Below are 15,804 nucleotides of genomic sequence, written 5' to 3'. Positions count from 1 at the left end.
GTAGGAGCGGTTGGTTTACGTGGAAGCGTTGGTTTTCGTGGGAGCGGTGCTTGCACCGCGAATAACCAACACCATGCACCAAATCGCCGTGCAAGCACGGCTCCTACAAGTTGACTCGAACCTGATGTGCAAGCCGATGGTTCGACACCTCGACTGGCACCGCGAAGAAACCTAAACCACAACCGACGAGATCGCCTACACGCCGCAGCCGCGTTCTCGTACGAAGTCGGGCGGTGCGATGGCGTACCATCGGGGCAGATCCAGGGAGGGATTGCCCATGAGACCCATCACGCTCGACGTCGACCCCCAGGGCCGGCGCATCCTGTCCTGCGCCTGCGGCACCATCGAGATCGCCCGGGCCAATGACTGGCAGGAGTTCACGCTCGAGGCGGTCGACAACGACCTGGCCGTGGTCACCTGCGCCAATTGCGAACGGAATACCCGACTGGGCCGCCTCGGCGCCGAGGCGGAGACCTCCCCTCACTCCATCTGGTGATCCGCCCCCAGGCTCACCTCAACCTCCCGGCCGGCGTCCCTCGCCCACTGTTCGATCCTCGCCTTGAAGGCAAGTTGGGCGTCGCGCTCGCCGTGCACCAGGCGCACCTGGCGCGGCGGGTGGCGCATGCGGCGGATGAAGTCGAGCAGGTTCTGCTGGTCGGCGTGGGCGGAGTAACCGCTGACGGTCTCGATATGCGCGCGGATGTCAATGCGCTCGCCGTCGAGTTCCACCCAGCCGCCGCGGGGCCCGTAGCGCTGGATGTCGCGGCCCGGGGTGCCGGCGCCCTGGTAGCCGATGAACACCACGGCGTGGCGCGGGTCACCCAGCATGCGCTTGAGGTAGTTGACCACCCGCCCGCCGGTGACCATGCCGCTAGCGGCGATCACCACCGCCGGGCGATGGGTGCGGGCCAGGTACTCCACCGTCTGCTCGTGTTCCTCGTGAGAGTTAACGGTATAAAGATTCTCGAAGCTCAGCGGGTGGCGTCCGCCGTGTAGCCGGCGCTGGGCCTCGGCGTCCCACCAGGGCCTGAGTTCGCGGTAGACCCGGGTGAAGCGCGCGGCCAGCGGTGAGTCGACGATGATCTCGAGCTCGCGCCAGCGCGCATCCGTGGCGCCGTGGATCAGCCCCTCGAGCTCATAGAGCAGCTCCTGGGTGCGGCCGATGCTGAAGGCGGGGATCACCACGCTGCCGGCGTTCTGCAGGGCCCGGTCGATGGCGCCCTTGAGCCGCGCCCGGCGGGTGGTGCGGTCCTCGTGGGTGCGGTTCCCGTAGGTGCTCTCGATCACCAGGGTGTCGGCGCGATAGGGTGATCTCGGCGCCGGCAGCAGCGGCGCATAGGGCGCGCCCAGATCGCCGGAGAAGACCGTGCGGCTTGACTCGCCCGTGGCGTGGTCGCGCACGTCGACCTCCACATAGGCCGAGCCGAGGATATGCCCGGCGCGCTGCAGCTTGACGCGTATCCGGTGGTGATCGTCATCGATCACCGTATGCCACTGCCGGTACTCCAGCGGCACCAGCCGCCCCTCCACCTCGCCCAGGAAGCGCTCGATCAGCGCCCGGTCGCGGGTGAAGCCGATCTTCAGCGCGTCCTCGATCACCAGCGGCAGCAGCCGCGCGGAGGGCACCGAACACAGGATCGGCCCGCGGTAGCCCGCCGCCAGCAGGTAGGGCAGCCGGCCGATATGGTCGATATGCACATGGGTCACCACCAGCGCCAGCACGTCGTCCACCGGGAAGCGCACCCGGTGCTGTTCGAGGCTATCGAGGTGGTCGGCGTCCTGGCCCTGGAAGAGCCCGCAATCCACCAGCAGCGCGCGCTCCTCGCTCACCTGCAGGCGGTGGCAGCTGCCGGTCACGCCCTCGGCAGCGCCGTGGTGAACAATCCGTGGGGTCTGCATCCGGGTGGCCTCCCTGCCGCTATCCAATATCCATCTCCGATGCCCTCAGTGTAGGCAAGGTTGGTTTCCGGGGTAGCTGCCATGGGGCGCAGCCCCTCAGCGGCTCCCCGGGTCGACCTGCAGGGCCTTGGCCAGCGCCGCCTCCGAGCGCGCATCGCGCTGCCCGCAGGCGATGAAGCCGGGGTTGAGCAGGCTCTCCTGCTGGTTACAGCGCAGAGGCTGGAGCGTCTCGGCGTCGAGCACCTGGCCGCCGGCGGCGGTAACGATGGCCTGGGCCGCGGCGGTATCCCACTCGCAGGTGGGCGCCAGGCGCGGGTAGAGGTCCGCCCTGCCCTCGCCGATCAGGCAGAACTTCAGCGAGCTGCCGATATTCAGCGTGGCGTGGGCCGGCAGCGCCTGGCAGAAGGCCTCAAAGGCTTCCCGGCCATTGCGGCGGCTGCCCACCACTTGCCAGGGCTCGATGTCGGGATCGGGCAGAGCACGTACCCGGATCGGCCGGTCGCTGCTGCCTGGCTGAGCGCTTTCGCCCTCCCCCGCGATCTCACGCCGAAAGGCACCCTGCCCCACCTGTCCCCACCAGGTCACCGCGCCCTCCGGCAGCGCCGGGGCATGCACGATGCCGAACACCGGCACGCCCTCCTCCACCAGCGCCAGGTTGAGGGTGAACTCGCCGTTGCCGGCGATGAACTCGCGGGTGCCATCCAGCGGGTCGACCAGCCAGTAGCGCGCCCACCCGCGCCGGGTGGCAAAGGGGATCTCGCCGGACTCCTCGGAGAGCACCGGGATGTCCGGCGTCTCGCGCGCGAGCAGCGCCAGCAGGGCGTGGTGGGCGGCCATGTCGGCCTCGGTGAGCGGGCTGTCGTCGGCCTTGTGCTCGACAGCAAAGCCCCGGCGGTAGATCGCCATCACTTCCCGCCCAGCGGCCGCCACCCCGGCAATTAGCCGCTCGATGGTCTCCTGGTCCAGCCTCATGCATTTCCTCCCTTGCCATTACCTACGACCTAGGTCGTAGACAAGCGTTTGACCTTGGGTATAATGGAAAAAACTTCCACATATATTAGCGGGCCATCATGGCCCCGGAGACGCCACATGACCAACACCACCTTCGCCACCATCTGGGACCAGCCCCTTCCCGCCCGCCCGCTGCGCTCGGCCCGTCGCCGCCGCAGCACCGAGCGCTTCCTGACCATCTGGAGCCGCCCCGTGGCCTACCTGCCGAAGAAGGGCGCCCAGACATCCCGAGGCCGTCACCTGCCTCAGTTCTATATCTGAGCGCCCTCTTTATCTAAGCACCCGCTCTGATAGCCTGATTTCTCGCGACCAGCCCCATCGGGCCCCTGGGGCCTGATCTCACCGTGACCCAGGAGCCACCATGACCGCCATCCTGCTGTTGCTGCACCTGCTGGGCGCCACCGTCTGGACCGGCGGGCACCTGGTGCTGGCGGTGACCATCCTGCCGCGGGTGCTGAAGGGCAAGGACGTGGCGGCGCTGACCTGGTTCGAGCAGGGCTACGAGCGGATCGGCATGCCGGCGCTGGTGGTGCAGATCGTCACCGGGCTATGGCTGGCCTGGCAGAAGCTGCCCTCCCTGGCGCTGTGGTTCTCGGCCGAGGGCGGCCCGGTGGCGCAGCTGATCCAGTTCAAGCTCGCCCTGCTCGGCCTCACCGCCCTGGTGGCGGCTCACGCCCGCTTCCGGGTTATCCCGCGCCTCTCCCCCGCTACCCTGCCGCTGATGGGCTGGCATATCCTCGCCGTCACCTTGCTCTCGGTGCTGTTCGTGGTGGCGGGGCTCTCCTTCCGGGTGCGCTGGGGCTCCTGAATAGCCTGTCTTGCCGTCCCCGACCCAGGCGGTATCTACTCCTTGCCTGAAGCCTTGTGCAACGCATCGCGGATCTCGCGCAGCAGCAGGATCTCCTCCGGGGGCGCCGTAGGCTCGGTGGGTGCCTCGGCCTGCTGGCGGCGCAGGCGATTGATGCCCTTCACCAGCAGGAAGACCGCGAAGGCCACGATCAGGAAGCTGACCACATTGTTGACGAACACCCCGACATTAAGGGTCACCGCGCCTGCCGCCGTGGCATCGGCCAGTGTGGCATAGGGCCCCTCGCCCTTGAGCACCAGGAAGATATCGGAGAAATCGACACCGCCCATCAGCAGCCCGATGGGCGGCATCAGAACGTCATTGACCAGGCTCTTGACGATGGTGCCGAAGGCCCCGCCGATAATGATCCCGACGGCCATGTCCACCACGTTGCCGCGTACGGCGAATTCCTTGAATTCCTTGAACTCCTTGAACATGCCCGTTTCTCCTTCGCATCCCAGCGCACTGTGCAGCCGGGTTGATGAAGTGTAACGCGAAAGCATGGGAACCCCTTCCCACAAGGCCTCGCAACGCTTTACATCGGCTGCCCGCCCCGCGACACTAGTCATGTTACATTCCGATACGAATCGGCATTGAGAATACTGAGCCCATAGGGCCGCAGGGACTGCCATGACCACCGACACCGCCCCCAACCGCCGCCTGATCAAGTGGTTCATCGGCACGGCGATCTTCACCTTCACGGTACTACTGCACATCACCTTTCCCAATATGGGCGGCTCCGGGCTGCGCCTGCCCTTCAACGCCACCGTATGGATGGGCTTCGGCCTGATGATGGCGCTCTCCATGTGGCCCGCCACCCGAGGTGTGATCCGTTACAGCAAGTTCCATATCGGGCTCGGGTTGTTGCTGCTGGCCCTCTGGCTACCTTTCCTCTGGTCCTGGAACGAGGCCTCGCTGATTGCCCTGCCGCGAATGCTGACGGTGACCGCCGGCGCCATCCTGCTGCTGGGGCTCGCCCAGCTCCAGCTGACCCGCCGCGACTGGTGGTGGCTGGGTATGGCCATCCTGCTCGGTGTCCTGATGGAAACCATTTTGGGCTATGTGCAGTTCTACCTGCTCGAGCCTGGCAACTGGCTAGGCTACAACCCCGAGACAGGGCGACCTTACGGCATCTTCCAGCAGGTCAACGTGATGGCCAGTTTCCTGGTCACGGGCCTGGTGGTCTCAGCCTGGCTCTTTGGGGAGTCACGTGACAGCAAGCTCGAACGCGGCGTCGTCCTGCTCGCACCGCTCTTCATGCCGGCCCTGATCCTGGTTATCGCCTCACGCACCGGTTGGCTGGCGGCACTGATCGCAGTGCCCATCGTGCTCCTGCACCTGTGGCACCTTGACCGCTCCCGTTTCAGGCCTTGGGCAGGCGCCTTGGCCGCGGGCTGCCTGCTGGCGGTGATTGTCTTGATGACCCAGGGCGAAGGGGGGCGTAGCGCCGAGTCAATCGGGTCGCAAGGCTATCGCCCCCAGGTCTATGAACACAGCCTGCGCATGATCGCTGAGAAGCCCATTACCGGCTGGGGCTATGGTCGTTTCCAGCATGACTTTCTGCAAAGTCATGCCGATTGGCGAACTGCCGAGGAAGGCCGCGCAACGCTCAAGGAACATTACAGCCACCCACATAACGAGTTGCTCTACTGGGGCATCGAGGGCGGGCTGCTGCCGATGTTGGCGATACTGGCCTTCGCGGGATGGGTGGCCTGGCGGTTATGGGATCGCGGGCCACTGAGAGAGAGGCTGCTGATGGCCGCCCTGCTGCTGCCGCTGGCTATCCATGCAATGCTGGAATACCCGTTTTACCAATCCTTGGGCCATTGGCTAGCGTTTCTGTTGCTATTGGGGTTAGTCGCCCGCGTTAGCTGGCAGACGAAGACCAGAGCCAACAGGTATACTTTCGGCATTCGGGCAGGTACTTGGCTGTCGGTACCCATTGTATGGGTTTTCATGACATCCCACTTGCAGACTCTATGGCAGGTCAAGGCCTATTACGAAACCAGTGGCCAGAATACCGACTCCCTGACCAGCGTCATCAACCCACTGGGCATTCCTTACGACCTCGATTTCCTGGTGATGTCACAGAGACTCTCGGCCGCCACGACCCTGGACTCGACCGACATGGTCGAGACTTATCGCCAATGGGCAGAAAGACAAGTCATGCTGTTACCCAACCCTGAACTCTACCAGAATCTGATTCTGGCTGACGAGGCATCTGCTCAAAAGGACGGCGATACCCAACAGCGTTTCGAACAACTCTTCCCGCATTTTGCAAACAAGCTAGAGGCGCAGGACGCGGCCGGACTGGCGAGTCAGCCTGATACGCTGCAGCGATAGAGCACGCGGGACGCTATCAGGAGCGACCGACGGCTGAAGCAAGTCGCGATAAGACGGTCGCATTATAGCCTCAACTGCTTGGCAAGGCCGGAGACTTGGAAAAGCAAAAGCCATCGACCGGCATTTCTGCCGGCCGATGGTTGATTCAAGCTAGAAGGGAAATAGAAGTCTTGCCTCTATTATCGCTGTCACCTACAAGCGCTAGGCATGTGATTCACATCATCTAGACCAGCACAGGTCCAAGAAGCAATTTGATCACTAGCCGCGTTAAGAGTTGGAGTGAGAGTCAACGTATCGCCAGTATGGACACCACGTGCAAAATCTACACTGATAGAAATCGGAGCTGGAGTTGCGTCAATAGACACACCTGTAGCATCCACATATTCCCCTTCTAGGGTCTGGGCACTAGTAGCCAAGGGACTAGTGGCCTCTGCCATGCTTGCAAAAGTCGTGCCTTGAGTAAATTGTTCAGCAATATCTATTCTAAGTCCTCCAGCAAGATTAAGAGCCTCCGTTGCCTGTGCCCTAGCCACATAATCCTGGTATCTCGGAATTGCAATTGCCGCCAAGATGCCGATAATCGCCACCACGATCATCAACTCGATGAGGGTAAAACCGCCCTGCCCGGTCTTCACGTATTTCTGCATGCCTTGTTTCTTCATGGCCCTGCCCCTTGCTCCTGTCCGCCGTGGCGCGTCTGGCGTATGCCTTTTTCTCGTCGCCCGTACGGGTTCACGGTAGGTGGTCAGGATGAGGCGTCTCAGCCTTGCCCCGCCACCGGGTTCATCGGGCTTTATGCCGCCCGGTACGGGTTACATTAATTTACGATCTGCAACCCTGCAAGGGGCATTGTAGCCGAAAGGTGAGTGAGTAGCAGAATTTTCATACCAGCGTATGAGCCGAAGTGCGAGGAAAAGGTTGAATTGGCGTGGTGCCTTGCTGGGCGGGGCCATGCCACAGGGGCTAGAATCAGCCCAGACGACTCACTCTCGCTACCGCAGCACCTTGCTGCGACACCATGAGGCGCCATGAACGACTACCGCCCCCCCTCTCCCGAGATGCCCCCGGCCGCGCCGGAAGCTACACATACGGCGCTGCATGGCGCCACCCACCGCGGCGGGCTGCGCGGGCTGGCCAGGCGGCTTGTGAGCGACGGCCTGCTGGGTGAGGCGGCGGCGGTGCGTGCCGAGGGCGAGGCCCGCGAGGCAGAGATGTCGCTGCTCGAGCACCTGATCGAGGCGGGCATGGTACCTGCGCGCAAGGCCACGCTCTCCGCCGCCTGGGAATATGGCCTGCCGATCATAGACCTGGACGCGATCCGCCTGGAGAGCCTGCCGCCGGCGGCGGACTACCCGGACAAGATCCTGCGCCGGCTGGGGGTGCTGCCGCTGGTGCGCCATGGCCACCGGCTTACCGTGGCGGTGCCCTACCCCTCCACCCTGGCCCTGCTCGACGAGCTACAGTTCGCCACCGGCCTCACGCCTGAAGGCGTGCTGGCCCCGGTGGACCAACTCGGCCCGGTGCTGGAGGGGTACCTCGCCCGCAGCGAGCGCAGCATGCTCGACGAGCTAGGTGACGTCGACGACGCCGTGGGCGAGCTCGCCTTCGACGAGGGTGTCGTGGATGCCACCGACGAGCAGGCGGCGGTGGCCGCGGCCGGCGACGACGCCCCCATCGTCAAGTTCGTCAACAAGATCCTGCTGGACGCCATCCACCGCGGCGCCTCGGATATCCACTTCGAGCCGTATGAAACCAGCTACCGGGTGCGCTTTCGCATCGACGGCATCCTCCACGACGTGGCCCATCCGCCCTTCGCCATGCGCTCGCGCATCTCGGCGCGCCTGAAGGTGATGTCGCGGCTGGATATCTCGGAGCGCCGCCTGCCCCAGGACGGCGCCATCAAGCTCAAGCTTTCCACCACCCGCTCCATCGACTTTCGCGTCAACTCGCTGCCCACGGTGTACGGCGAGAAGGTGGTACTGCGCATCCTCGACCCCAGCTCGGCGCAGCTGGGTATCGAGCAGCTGGGCTTCACCCCCGAGCAGCGCACCATGTACGAGGGGGTGCTCGACGACCCCCAGGGCATGATCCTCGTCACCGGCCCCACCGGCAGCGGCAAGACGGTGACCCTCTATACCGGCATCAATATCCTCAACCAGGTGGAGCGCAACATCTGCACCGCCGAGGACCCGGTTGAGATCAAGGTGCCGGGGGTCAACCAGGTGAACGTGCTGCCCAAGATCGGCCTGGACTTCGCCAGCGCCCTGCGCGCCTTCCTGCGCCAGGACCCGGACGTGGTGATGGTCGGCGAGATCCGCGACCTGGAGACCGCCGAGATCGCCGTGAAGGCCTCCCAGACCGGCCACCTGGTGCTCTCCACCGTGCACACCAACTCGGCGGCGGAGACCCTGACCCGCCTGGCCAACATGGGGGTGGCACCCTTCAATATCGCGAGCTCCGTGAGCCTGATCATCGCCCAGCGCCTGGCGCGGCGGCTGTGCAAACGCTGCAAGCAGCCGGCGGACATCCCCCGCGAGGTGCTGCTGCAGCAGGGCTTCACCGAGGAGGAGGTCGCCGGGGCTACCATCTATGAGCCGGTGGGCTGCAAGCAATGCACCCAGGGCTTTAAGGGCCGGGTGGGCATCTACGAGGTGGTACCGATTTCCGATGACATGAGCCACCTGATCATGACCAACGGCAACTCGCGGGATTTCGATACCCAGGCGCGCAAGGAAGGCCACCCGGACCTGCGGCGCAGTGGGCTGCTGAAGGTGATGCAGGGGCTGACCAGCCTGGCCGAGGTCAACCGGGTGACGAAGGACTAGCGGCCAAGGGCCAAGGGCCAAGGGCCAAGCGGCACGCCATTGTAGGAGCGATGCTCGCATCGCGATGGGCGGAGGCTACCGTCAACAAGGTTGGCATGTCATCGCCGTGCAAGCACGGCTCCCACAATGGGCTCAGTGGCGGCATCAGCACCTGTGGGAGCGATGCTCGCATCGCGATAGGCATAGGCCACCGTCAATGAGGCTGATACTTCAGGCCATACAAGCACGGCTCCCACAAATAACACCAACAACCTCCGGGCAATACGCAGACAACACATAACGCAGGGACGGGACTATGAACATGGCAACGCAGCCCATGCGCAAGTCACAGAAGACCAAGCTCTACCGCTGGCGCTGGACGGGCAAGGGCCCCGGCGGGCGCAAGGTGGGCGGCGAGATCATCGCGGCCAGGCGCGTCGAGGTGGAGAAGACCCTCGGTGGCCAGAACATCATCGTCAAGAACATCCGCCGCAAGGGCGGGATCGGCGGCGGGATGGGCAAGATCAAGCCAAAAGACATCATGCTCTTCGCCCGCCAGATGGCGACCATGATCCGCGCCGGCGTGCCGGTACTGCAGGCCTTCCAGGTGGTGGCGGAGAGCCTCAAGAAGCCGGCTATGAGCGCCCTGGTGCAGGAGCTGATGAACGATGTGGCGGCCGGGGCCAGCTTCTCTGAGGCGCTCAAGCGCCATCCGGAGCACTTCGACCGGCTCTTCGCCAACATGGTGGAGGCCGGGGAGCAGTCCGGGTCGCTCGATCGCATGCTCGAGCGTGTGGCGACCTATAAGGAGAAGATCGAGTCGCTCAAGAGCCGGGTCAAGAAGGCGCTCTGGTACCCAGCGGCCGTCATCGCGGTGGGCATCGGCGTCACCGCCTTGCTGCTGATCAAGGTGGTGCCACAGTTCGAAAGCCTCTTCCAGGGCTTCGGGGCCGAACTGCCGGCCATGACCCGCATGACCATATCGCTATCCGAGTTCGCCCAGCAATACTGGTGGTGGGGTCTGCTCGGCATCGCCGCCTTCATCTTCTTCATCCGCACCGGCATGAAGAAGTCCGAGGCCTTCCGCTTTCGCATGCACAAGCTGGCACTGCGCATACCGGTGATCGGCGACATCCTCGACAAGTCCGCCGTGGCGCGCTATTCACGCACGCTGGCCACCACCTTCGGCGCCGGCGTGCCGCTGGTGGAGGCGTTGGAGACCGCCGAGGGCGCGGCGGGCAACATGGTCTACGAGCGCGCCATCGCCCAGATCCGCGAGGACGTGGCCACCGGCCAGCAGCTCAACTTCGCCATGCGCCTCACCGAGCAGTTCCCGGCGCTGGCGGTGCAGATGGTGGGGATCGGCGAGGAGGCCGGCTCGCTTGACGCCATGCTCAACCGGGTGGCGGACTACTACGAGGAGGAGGTCGACAACAAGGTCGACACCCTCACCTCGCTGCTCGAGCCCTTCATCATCGTGATACTCGGCGTGCTGGTCGGCGGTCTGGTGATCTCGATGTACCTGCCGATCTTCGAGTTGGGGAGTGTGATCTAGGGGCCGAGCGCCCTTGTGGGAGCGGCCGGTTCGGCGATTCGACTTGCACGGCGAAAGGCTGAGAGCACCAAATCGCCGTGCAAGCACGGCTCCTACAACACACTGCCCGCTGCCCTTCAATCATGCAGCCACACCGGCGTGCCCGGCACGGCGATCTCGAACAGCGCCAGCAGGTCATCGTCGCGCACCCGGATGCAGCCATGGGAGCGGGCCACGCCCATCGGCTCGCTGGACGGGGTGCCATGCAGGTAGATGTAGCGACGCTGGGAGTCGACGCTTCCGCCGCGGTTGCGGCCGGTCTCCAGGCCGCTGAGCCAGAGGATGCGGGTGAGGATCCAGTCGCGGCCCGGTTGCGCGGCGGCCAGAGCCTCGCTGAAGACCTCGCCGGTGGGCCGCCGCCCCCGATAGACGGTGCCCGGCGGGTTGCCCGCGCCGATGGCGGCGCGAATGGTGTGCCAGCCCAGCGGCGTGGCGCCGCTGCCCTCCTCCTCCCCGGTGCCGTTGGCCGCCGTGGAGACCGCGCAGGACCACTCGAGCTCGCGCCCCCGCCTGACGGAAAGCCGCTGGGCGGCGGTGTCGATCTCCAGCCACACGCCCTCCTCCGGAGGAAGTTCGGTGAGCAAGGGCGTGCGCATCAGCCCGCCTGGCGCTGGGCCGGGGCGGGCTCGGGCAGCGGCGCGTTCATGGCCGCCACCACCACCGGGCGCAGGCGACGCACCAGGTCGCGTACGCTGACATGCTCGCCATAATCCTTCTCGGCGATGTCGCGCAGAGCATCCAGGCCGGAGAGGGTGAAGATCACCGTGCCCAGCATGAAGTGCAGCCGCCAGAAGCGCTCGGCATCGGGCAGCTCCGGCGTGGCCAGCCGCACCAGCTCAGTGAAGCGGGTGAAGACGCCGCCGTACTCCTCCTGGATGTAGCGGCGCAGGTGGCCCTGGGCCTGGCTGTAGGCGAGCCCCAGCAGGCGCATGAACACCTTGAGGCTGTTGCGCTCTGCCGGCACCTCGAGCACGCTGCGCGCCATGGTCTCCAGCAGCTCCTCCAGCGGGATGACGCCACCCGCGTGGTCCGCCTCGAGTTCGTCGAGGGCGGCATGGAAGCGTACGGTGAAGGGGTCGAGGTAGCGCGCGAACACCGCCTGGATCAGCGCCTTCTTGGAACCGAAGTGGTAGTTGACCGCCGCCAGGTTGACCTTGGCCTTGCTGGTGATGTTGCGCAGCGAGGTCTCGGCGAAGCCACGTTCGGCGAACAGCACCTCGGCGGTATCGAGGATGCGCGTGACGGTGTCGGGCTGCTGGGCCATGGGCAACGGCTCCACGTCATTGGAAACAATTGTTTGAAAGTCCCGCGAGTGTATGACAGCCAGGGGCATGGCTCAATGCCGCAGGGGGCTGGGTGTTTGAAACGGGGGGTGAATAGCGCCAGGGCCCTGTAGGAGCCGTGCTTGCACGGCGATGATGTGCCAGCTTCGTTGACGACGGCCTATGACCAGTGTGGGAGCCGTGCTTGCACGGCGATTCCTGCTAACCGCTTATCGCGATGCGAGCATCGCTCCTACAAAACACCAAACCCACAACACGACCGTTCCTGCAAAGCAGCACCGCTCGGCGCTCCGTGCTTTTACTGGACAGAAAGACATGCTGTATACTTGATCAGACGCGTGGCGAGGCACTCGCCACCCCCTGGTTACCGACCCTGGAGGCCCCATGAGTCGTTCCCTCACGGCCCGGCAGCAGAACGTGTACGACTTCATCGTCAAGACCATGAACGAGCTGGGCTACCCGCCGACCCGGGCAGAGATCTCCCGGGCGCTGGGGTTCAAGTCCGCCAATGCCGCCGAGGAGCACCTGCGCGCCCTGGAGCGCAAGGGGGCGATCAAGGTGATCCGCGGCACTTCGCGGGGCATCCGCCTGCCCGCCCAGGAGCCGGAGGCCGCCAACGACGAGGGGCTGGACGAGCCGGCCCAGGGCCTGCCGATCATCGGCGAGGTGGCCGCCGGCAGCCCGATCCTTGCCGCCGAGCACATCGACCGCTACTGCCCGCTGCCCCCGGAGTACTTCACCCCGCGGGCCGACTACCTGCTGCGGGTGCGCGGCCTCTCCATGAAGGACGCCGGCATCCTCGAGGGCGACCTGCTGGCGGTGCACCGCACCGAGCGCATCCGCGACGGGCAGATCGTGGTGGCGCGCCTGGAGGACGAGGTCACCGTCAAGCGCTTCCATCGCCAGGGCCATGTGGTCACCCTGGAGGCCGAGAACCCCGATTTCGCGCCCATCGAGGTGGACCTGCGCCACGACCCGCTTGAGATCGAGGGCATCGGCGTGGGCGTGATCCGCGGCGGCAGCGGCCAGGCGCTCTGATCGACGCCTACTGCCCCTCACCCCATGACCGAGCGCGTCCGCAAGATCCTCCACGCCGACTGCGACTGCTTCTTCGCCGCGGTGGAGATGCGTGACAACCCCGCCCTGCGCGACATCCCGCTGGCCATCGGCGGCTCGCGGGAGCAGCGCGGGGTGATCGCCACCTGCAACTACCCCGCCCGCACCTACGGCATCCACTCCGCCATGCCCACCGCCCGGGCGCTGCGCCTCTGCCCCCACCTGACGCTGATGCGCGGCCAGTTCGAGAAGTATCGCGAGGTGTCGCGGCAGATCCAGGCGGTGTTCCACGAGCTCACCCCGCTGGTGGAGCCGCTGTCGCTGGACGAGGCCTTCCTCGACGTCACCGAGGTGGAGGGCTTTCGTGGCAGCGCCACCTGGATGGCCCGGTGGCTGAAGGAGGAGTGCTACAGGCGAACGGGTATCACCGTCTCCGTGGGCGCGGCGCCGTCGAAGTTCCTGGCCAAGATCGCCAGCGACTGGGAGAAGCCAGACGGCCTGACGGTGATCCCGCCCGAGCAGGTCGATGCCTTCGTGCGCGACCTGCCGGTCAAGAAGCTCCATGGGGTGGGGCCGGCCACCGGCGCCAGGCTCGATGCCATGGGCATCCGCACCTGCGCCGAGTTGCGTGAGCTTCCCATCGAACGCCTGCTGGACGAGTTCGGCAAGTTCGGCCGCCGGCTCTACGAGCTCTCCCGCGGCATCGATGAGCGCCCGGTGCGCGTCGAGCGCGAGCGCAAGTCGGTTAGCGTGGAGACCACCTTCGACCACGACCTGCCCGACCTTGCCACCGCCAGCGCCGCCCTCGCCCCGCTCTGCGACAAGCTGCAGGGCCGCCTGGAGCGCCATGGCCACCCGCCGATGGCTGGGCTTTTCGTCAAGGTGCGCTTCGACGACTTCAGCCTTACTACCCTGGAGAGCCGCGGCCTCACGCCTACGCCGGAAAGCTACACCCGCCTGCTGGAACAGGCCTGGGCCCGCGCCCGCCGCCCGGTGCGCCTGCTCGGCGTCGGGGTGCGCCTTCTGCCGGAAGATGCCCGCCAGCAGCTGTCCCTGCCGCTGTAAGCCTCAAGAAAACCATGCTGGTGTAACTTTGCGTAACCAGCTTTATTGCAAGGACGGCATGGCAGGGGTGGAGGCTCGGAAGATCGATGCAACGCCGCCGGCCATCACGCTCTCCCTCCAGCTGGTGAGGTGTCGGCATGCAGAGCCTCAAGATGGCACCACTTATCCCCCTCCTGTTGGCCATGTTCACCTCCGCCTGCGCGACGGTGGGGAAGCATGATCCGGATACCTTGAGCACCATCGACTTCGGCCCCGTGGAAACGCTCAGGGTGTGCTTGCTCGTCGACGAGGGGATTACCGAAAGTCGCGCCAGAACATTGTTCAAGAAGGTGGGTGAAGAGCTCTCTGTCTTCGACCTGGAGGTGGAAATCCCCTGGGTGAGGCCATGGAAGCGACCGGCGTTCTTGATGAATGGCATCCTTGAGGATGTCGCGCTTCAGCCCCTGGCACCACCTTGCGACCGGCTGATGGCGGTGGTAGGACGCAACGTCGGTGACTTTTTCGTCTCGTGGCTGGCACCGGAAATACTGGGTGTCGTCGAAACCAATACGCACACCCGAGGGTACGTGGTCGGACAGTCGGTCTCATTCAACCAATTGCTTAACAGGCCAACGGACGTGGCCGTCCATGAAGCGTATCACCTGCTGGGGTGTGCTCATGGGCTGAGCCTGGCGGAATGTTACCCCTATATCCTGGAGCTCAAACGGACTGCGCGCGCGAATCGTGAGGAAGGTAATGACTTCTTCCCGGGCATCTCGCTCGACAGGAAACCCATCACGTCACGCATGGAAACCGACGCGATCATCCGGACAGTGGTTGGACGGGCAGAATGACCCGGCAGAGCGCCCATCAAGGCGTCGAATCGACTAGATACCATCTCTCCTGACCGGCCACAAACATCCCATCAGGCGGTTTGTGGCCGATATTCGGTTTGGGTCTTGAGAACACCATAGGCGATGTGGATCAGCTTCCGCATCGCCGCCCCCAGGGCCGCCATCTTGCTCTTGCCATTTCCTGTTAGCCGCTGGTAAAGCGCTGAGATATCCGGATTTCGCCTAAGCCCGACGACGGCTGCCATGTATAGGCTCTGACGCAGTTTCGGATTGCCGGCTTTCGACAAGCGGGGCCGGCCCCGTACGGAACTACCCGATTCCCAACTGACGGGCACGAGCCCCGAAAACGCTGCGGCCTGACGGGCGCTCTTGAAAACACGGCCACGCAGCATCGTCAATAGTCGGAGAGACACCGCAGGGCCAACGCCGGGAATCGTTTGCAGCAAGGCACGATCATGCTTCAAGCCAGGGTGCTGATCGAGGTGGTCATCGACCTCCTGCTGGAGACGATCCCGCTCACGCGTCAATGCCAGCAGGATGTCATCAATCGAGCGGAGGATATCGGTTGCCATGGCGAACTCGGCTTTCTCGCGCCGGTTTCGCTCACGCTGAATGTCCTTGTCCAGGGCATCGAGTCTCGCTGCCAGCGCCTTGAGCTTGCGCACTTCCTCGGGCTCTGGCTGCCAGGCTTCGGGGCGTTGAGTCGCACCATACCGTGCCAGCACCACACTGTCCTTCTTGTCCGTTTTGCCACGTACCCCCAGGCTACGGGAGAAATCGCGCACCTGCGCCGGGTTGAGGACATAAACCTGGATGCCGGCAGCATGCAGCCAATACGCGAGGGTTTCGTGATAGATACCGGTGGCTTCCATCAACACATGAAACTGATCCTGTGGCTCCCCGGTCTGGTGTTCGAGCCATTCAAGCAAGCGAGGAAAGTCCTGCCGACGATTGGGGAACACCCGGGTTTTGACCTTGCCACTCGCCACGTCGCGCAGCCAGGCGCAGTCGATCTTCTGCTTGCTGACGTCGATACCGATTACAGCCATGCTCTCGTCGCCTTTCCTTG

General features: G+C 64.8%; 16 protein-coding genes. 9 read left to right on the top strand and 7 right to left on the bottom strand.

Annotated features, from left to right (window positions below; genetic code table 11):
• Positions 1–277: 277 nt before the first annotated feature.
• Positions 278–496, top strand: coding sequence for a hypothetical protein (locus DFP85_RS00255; RefSeq protein ID WP_133633796.1), 219 nt, complete (start codon positions 278–280; stop codon positions 494–496).
• On the opposite strand, the gene DFP85_RS00250 is transcribed toward DFP85_RS00255, so the two are convergent.
• Together DFP85_RS00250 and cysQ are read right to left on the bottom strand one after the other, a co-directional pair.
• A complete protein-coding gene (locus DFP85_RS00250; RefSeq protein WP_133633794.1) occupies positions 481–1,899 on the bottom strand; it encodes an MBL fold metallo-hydrolase RNA specificity domain-containing protein in 1,419 nt (472 codons plus the stop codon). The genes DFP85_RS00255 and DFP85_RS00250 overlap by 16 nt on opposite strands.
• 96 nt (positions 1,900–1,995) lie before the next feature.
• Positions 1,996–2,871 (bottom strand): 3'(2'),5'-bisphosphate nucleotidase CysQ, encoded by an 876-nt coding sequence (gene cysQ, locus DFP85_RS00245; RefSeq protein ID WP_133633792.1) that lies wholly within the window; start codon positions 2,869–2,871, stop codon positions 1,996–1,998.
• Positions 2,872–2,988: 117 nt separating this feature from the next.
• Between cysQ and DFP85_RS00240 the strand changes: the two genes are divergently transcribed.
• Both DFP85_RS00240 and DFP85_RS00235 read left to right on the top strand, forming a co-directional pair.
• Positions 2,989–3,171 (top strand): hypothetical protein, encoded by a 183-nt coding sequence (locus DFP85_RS00240; RefSeq protein ID WP_133633790.1) that lies wholly within the window; start codon positions 2,989–2,991, stop codon positions 3,169–3,171.
• Positions 3,172–3,271: 100 nt separating this feature from the next.
• A complete protein-coding gene (locus DFP85_RS00235) occupies positions 3,272–3,718 on the top strand; it encodes a CopD family protein (RefSeq protein ID WP_133633788.1) in 447 nt (148 codons plus the stop codon).
• 35 nt (positions 3,719–3,753) lie between these two features.
• Here the strand turns inward: DFP85_RS00235 and mscL are convergent, their stop codons facing one another.
• Complete coding sequence (gene mscL / locus DFP85_RS00230) at positions 3,754–4,194, bottom strand: large conductance mechanosensitive channel protein MscL (protein ID WP_133633786.1); 441 nt, start codon at positions 4,192–4,194, stop codon at positions 3,754–3,756.
• Between the two features lie 193 nt (positions 4,195–4,387).
• Between mscL and DFP85_RS00225 the strand changes: the two genes are divergently transcribed.
• Positions 4,388–6,100 carry a PglL family O-oligosaccharyltransferase gene (locus DFP85_RS00225; RefSeq protein ID WP_133633785.1) on the top strand — a complete coding sequence of 571 codons (1,713 nt, stop codon included), beginning with the start codon at positions 4,388–4,390 and terminating at the stop codon, positions 6,098–6,100.
• Positions 6,101–6,288: 188 nt separating this feature from the next.
• Here DFP85_RS00225 and DFP85_RS19025 read toward each other — a convergent pair whose 3' ends face one another.
• Positions 6,289–6,762, bottom strand: coding sequence for a pilin (locus DFP85_RS19025; RefSeq protein ID WP_208108418.1), 474 nt, complete (start codon positions 6,760–6,762; stop codon positions 6,289–6,291).
• Between the two features lie 396 nt (positions 6,763–7,158).
• Between DFP85_RS19025 and pilB the strand changes: the two genes are divergently transcribed.
• Entirely contained in the window at positions 7,159–8,925 is a 1,767-nt protein-coding gene (pilB, locus tag DFP85_RS00215) for a type IV-A pilus assembly ATPase PilB (RefSeq protein WP_133634266.1), read from the top strand.
• Positions 8,926–9,226: 301 nt separating this feature from the next.
• Positions 9,227–10,459: a type II secretion system F family protein gene (locus tag DFP85_RS00210; protein ID WP_133633783.1), complete on the top strand. Its 1,233-nt coding sequence runs from the start codon at positions 9,227–9,229 to the stop codon at positions 10,457–10,459.
• 116 nt (positions 10,460–10,575) lie between these two features.
• Here DFP85_RS00210 and DFP85_RS00205 read toward each other — a convergent pair whose 3' ends face one another.
• Both DFP85_RS00205 and DFP85_RS00200 read right to left on the bottom strand, forming a co-directional pair.
• Entirely contained in the window at positions 10,576–11,094 is a 519-nt protein-coding gene (locus tag DFP85_RS00205) for a L,D-transpeptidase (protein ID WP_133633781.1), read from the bottom strand.
• Complete coding sequence (locus tag DFP85_RS00200; protein WP_133633779.1) at positions 11,094–11,762, bottom strand: TetR/AcrR family transcriptional regulator; 669 nt, start codon at positions 11,760–11,762, stop codon at positions 11,094–11,096. The genes DFP85_RS00205 and DFP85_RS00200 overlap by 1 nt, the downstream gene beginning before the upstream one ends.
• A 403-nt stretch (positions 11,763–12,165) precedes the next feature.
• On the opposite strand from DFP85_RS00200, the gene lexA reads away from it, so the two are divergent.
• The 3 genes from lexA to DFP85_RS00185 all read left to right on the top strand — a co-directional run bounded on the left by lexA (position 12,166) and on the right by DFP85_RS00185 (position 14,735).
• The gene (lexA, locus tag DFP85_RS00195; RefSeq protein ID WP_133633777.1) at positions 12,166–12,819 is read left to right on the top strand and encodes a transcriptional repressor LexA; all 654 of its coding nucleotides are present in this window, start codon (positions 12,166–12,168) and stop codon (positions 12,817–12,819) included.
• 24 nt (positions 12,820–12,843) lie between these two features.
• Positions 12,844–13,902: a DNA polymerase IV gene (gene dinB, locus DFP85_RS00190; RefSeq protein ID WP_133633775.1), complete on the top strand. Its 1,059-nt coding sequence runs from the start codon at positions 12,844–12,846 to the stop codon at positions 13,900–13,902.
• 137 nt (positions 13,903–14,039) lie between these two features.
• Positions 14,040–14,735, top strand: coding sequence for a hypothetical protein (locus DFP85_RS00185; protein ID WP_133633773.1), 696 nt, complete (start codon positions 14,040–14,042; stop codon positions 14,733–14,735).
• A gap of 71 nt (positions 14,736–14,806) precedes the next feature.
• Here DFP85_RS00185 and DFP85_RS00180 read toward each other — a convergent pair whose 3' ends face one another.
• Complete coding sequence (locus DFP85_RS00180) at positions 14,807–15,784, bottom strand: IS110 family RNA-guided transposase (protein WP_133633771.1); 978 nt, start codon at positions 15,782–15,784, stop codon at positions 14,807–14,809.
• Positions 15,785–15,804: the final 20 nt, after the last annotated feature.

Source organism: Halomonas ventosae (assembly GCF_004363555.1).
In the GTDB taxonomy this organism is placed as follows: Bacteria; Pseudomonadota; Gammaproteobacteria; order Pseudomonadales; family Halomonadaceae; genus Halomonas; species Halomonas ventosae.
Note: the sequence above shows the minus strand (reverse complement) of the source record. Positions and strands in the feature narration are given on the sequence as shown.

Bases quoted from the DNA above. Each gene is read 5' to 3' on its own strand.
- DFP85_RS19025 (WP_208108418.1), bottom strand. From the start codon at position 6,762: ATGAAGAAACAAGGCATGCAGAAATACGTGAAGACCGGGCAGGGCGGT.
- pilB (WP_133634266.1), top strand. From the start codon at position 7,159: ATGCCCCCGGCCGCGCCGGAAGCTACACATACGGCGCTGCATGGCGCC.
- DFP85_RS00200 (WP_133633779.1), bottom strand. From the start codon at position 11,762: ATGGCCCAGCAGCCCGACACCGTCACGCGCATCCTCGATACCGCCGAG.
- DFP85_RS00225 (WP_133633785.1), top strand. From the start codon at position 4,388: ATGACCACCGACACCGCCCCCAACCGCCGCCTGATCAAGTGGTTCATC.
- lexA (WP_133633777.1), top strand. From the start codon at position 12,166: ATGAGTCGTTCCCTCACGGCCCGGCAGCAGAACGTGTACGACTTCATC.
- DFP85_RS00235 (WP_133633788.1), top strand. From the start codon at position 3,272: ATGACCGCCATCCTGCTGTTGCTGCACCTGCTGGGCGCCACCGTCTGG.
- DFP85_RS00240 (WP_133633790.1), top strand. From the start codon at position 2,989: ATGACCAACACCACCTTCGCCACCATCTGGGACCAGCCCCTTCCCGCC.
- cysQ (WP_133633792.1), bottom strand. From the start codon at position 2,871: ATGAGGCTGGACCAGGAGACCATCGAGCGGCTAATTGCCGGGGTGGCG.
- dinB (WP_133633775.1), top strand. From the start codon at position 12,844: ATGACCGAGCGCGTCCGCAAGATCCTCCACGCCGACTGCGACTGCTTC.
- DFP85_RS00255 (WP_133633796.1), top strand. From the start codon at position 278: ATGAGACCCATCACGCTCGACGTCGACCCCCAGGGCCGGCGCATCCTG.
- DFP85_RS00180 (WP_133633771.1), bottom strand. From the start codon at position 15,784: ATGGCTGTAATCGGTATCGACGTCAGCAAGCAGAAGATCGACTGCGCC.
- mscL (WP_133633786.1), bottom strand. From the start codon at position 4,194: ATGTTCAAGGAGTTCAAGGAATTCAAGGAATTCGCCGTACGCGGCAAC.
- DFP85_RS00205 (WP_133633781.1), bottom strand. From the start codon at position 11,094: ATGCGCACGCCCTTGCTCACCGAACTTCCTCCGGAGGAGGGCGTGTGG.
- DFP85_RS00210 (WP_133633783.1), top strand. From the start codon at position 9,227: ATGGCAACGCAGCCCATGCGCAAGTCACAGAAGACCAAGCTCTACCGC.
- DFP85_RS00185 (WP_133633773.1), top strand. From the start codon at position 14,040: ATGCAGAGCCTCAAGATGGCACCACTTATCCCCCTCCTGTTGGCCATG.
- DFP85_RS00250 (WP_133633794.1), bottom strand. From the start codon at position 1,899: ATGCAGACCCCACGGATTGTTCACCACGGCGCTGCCGAGGGCGTGACC.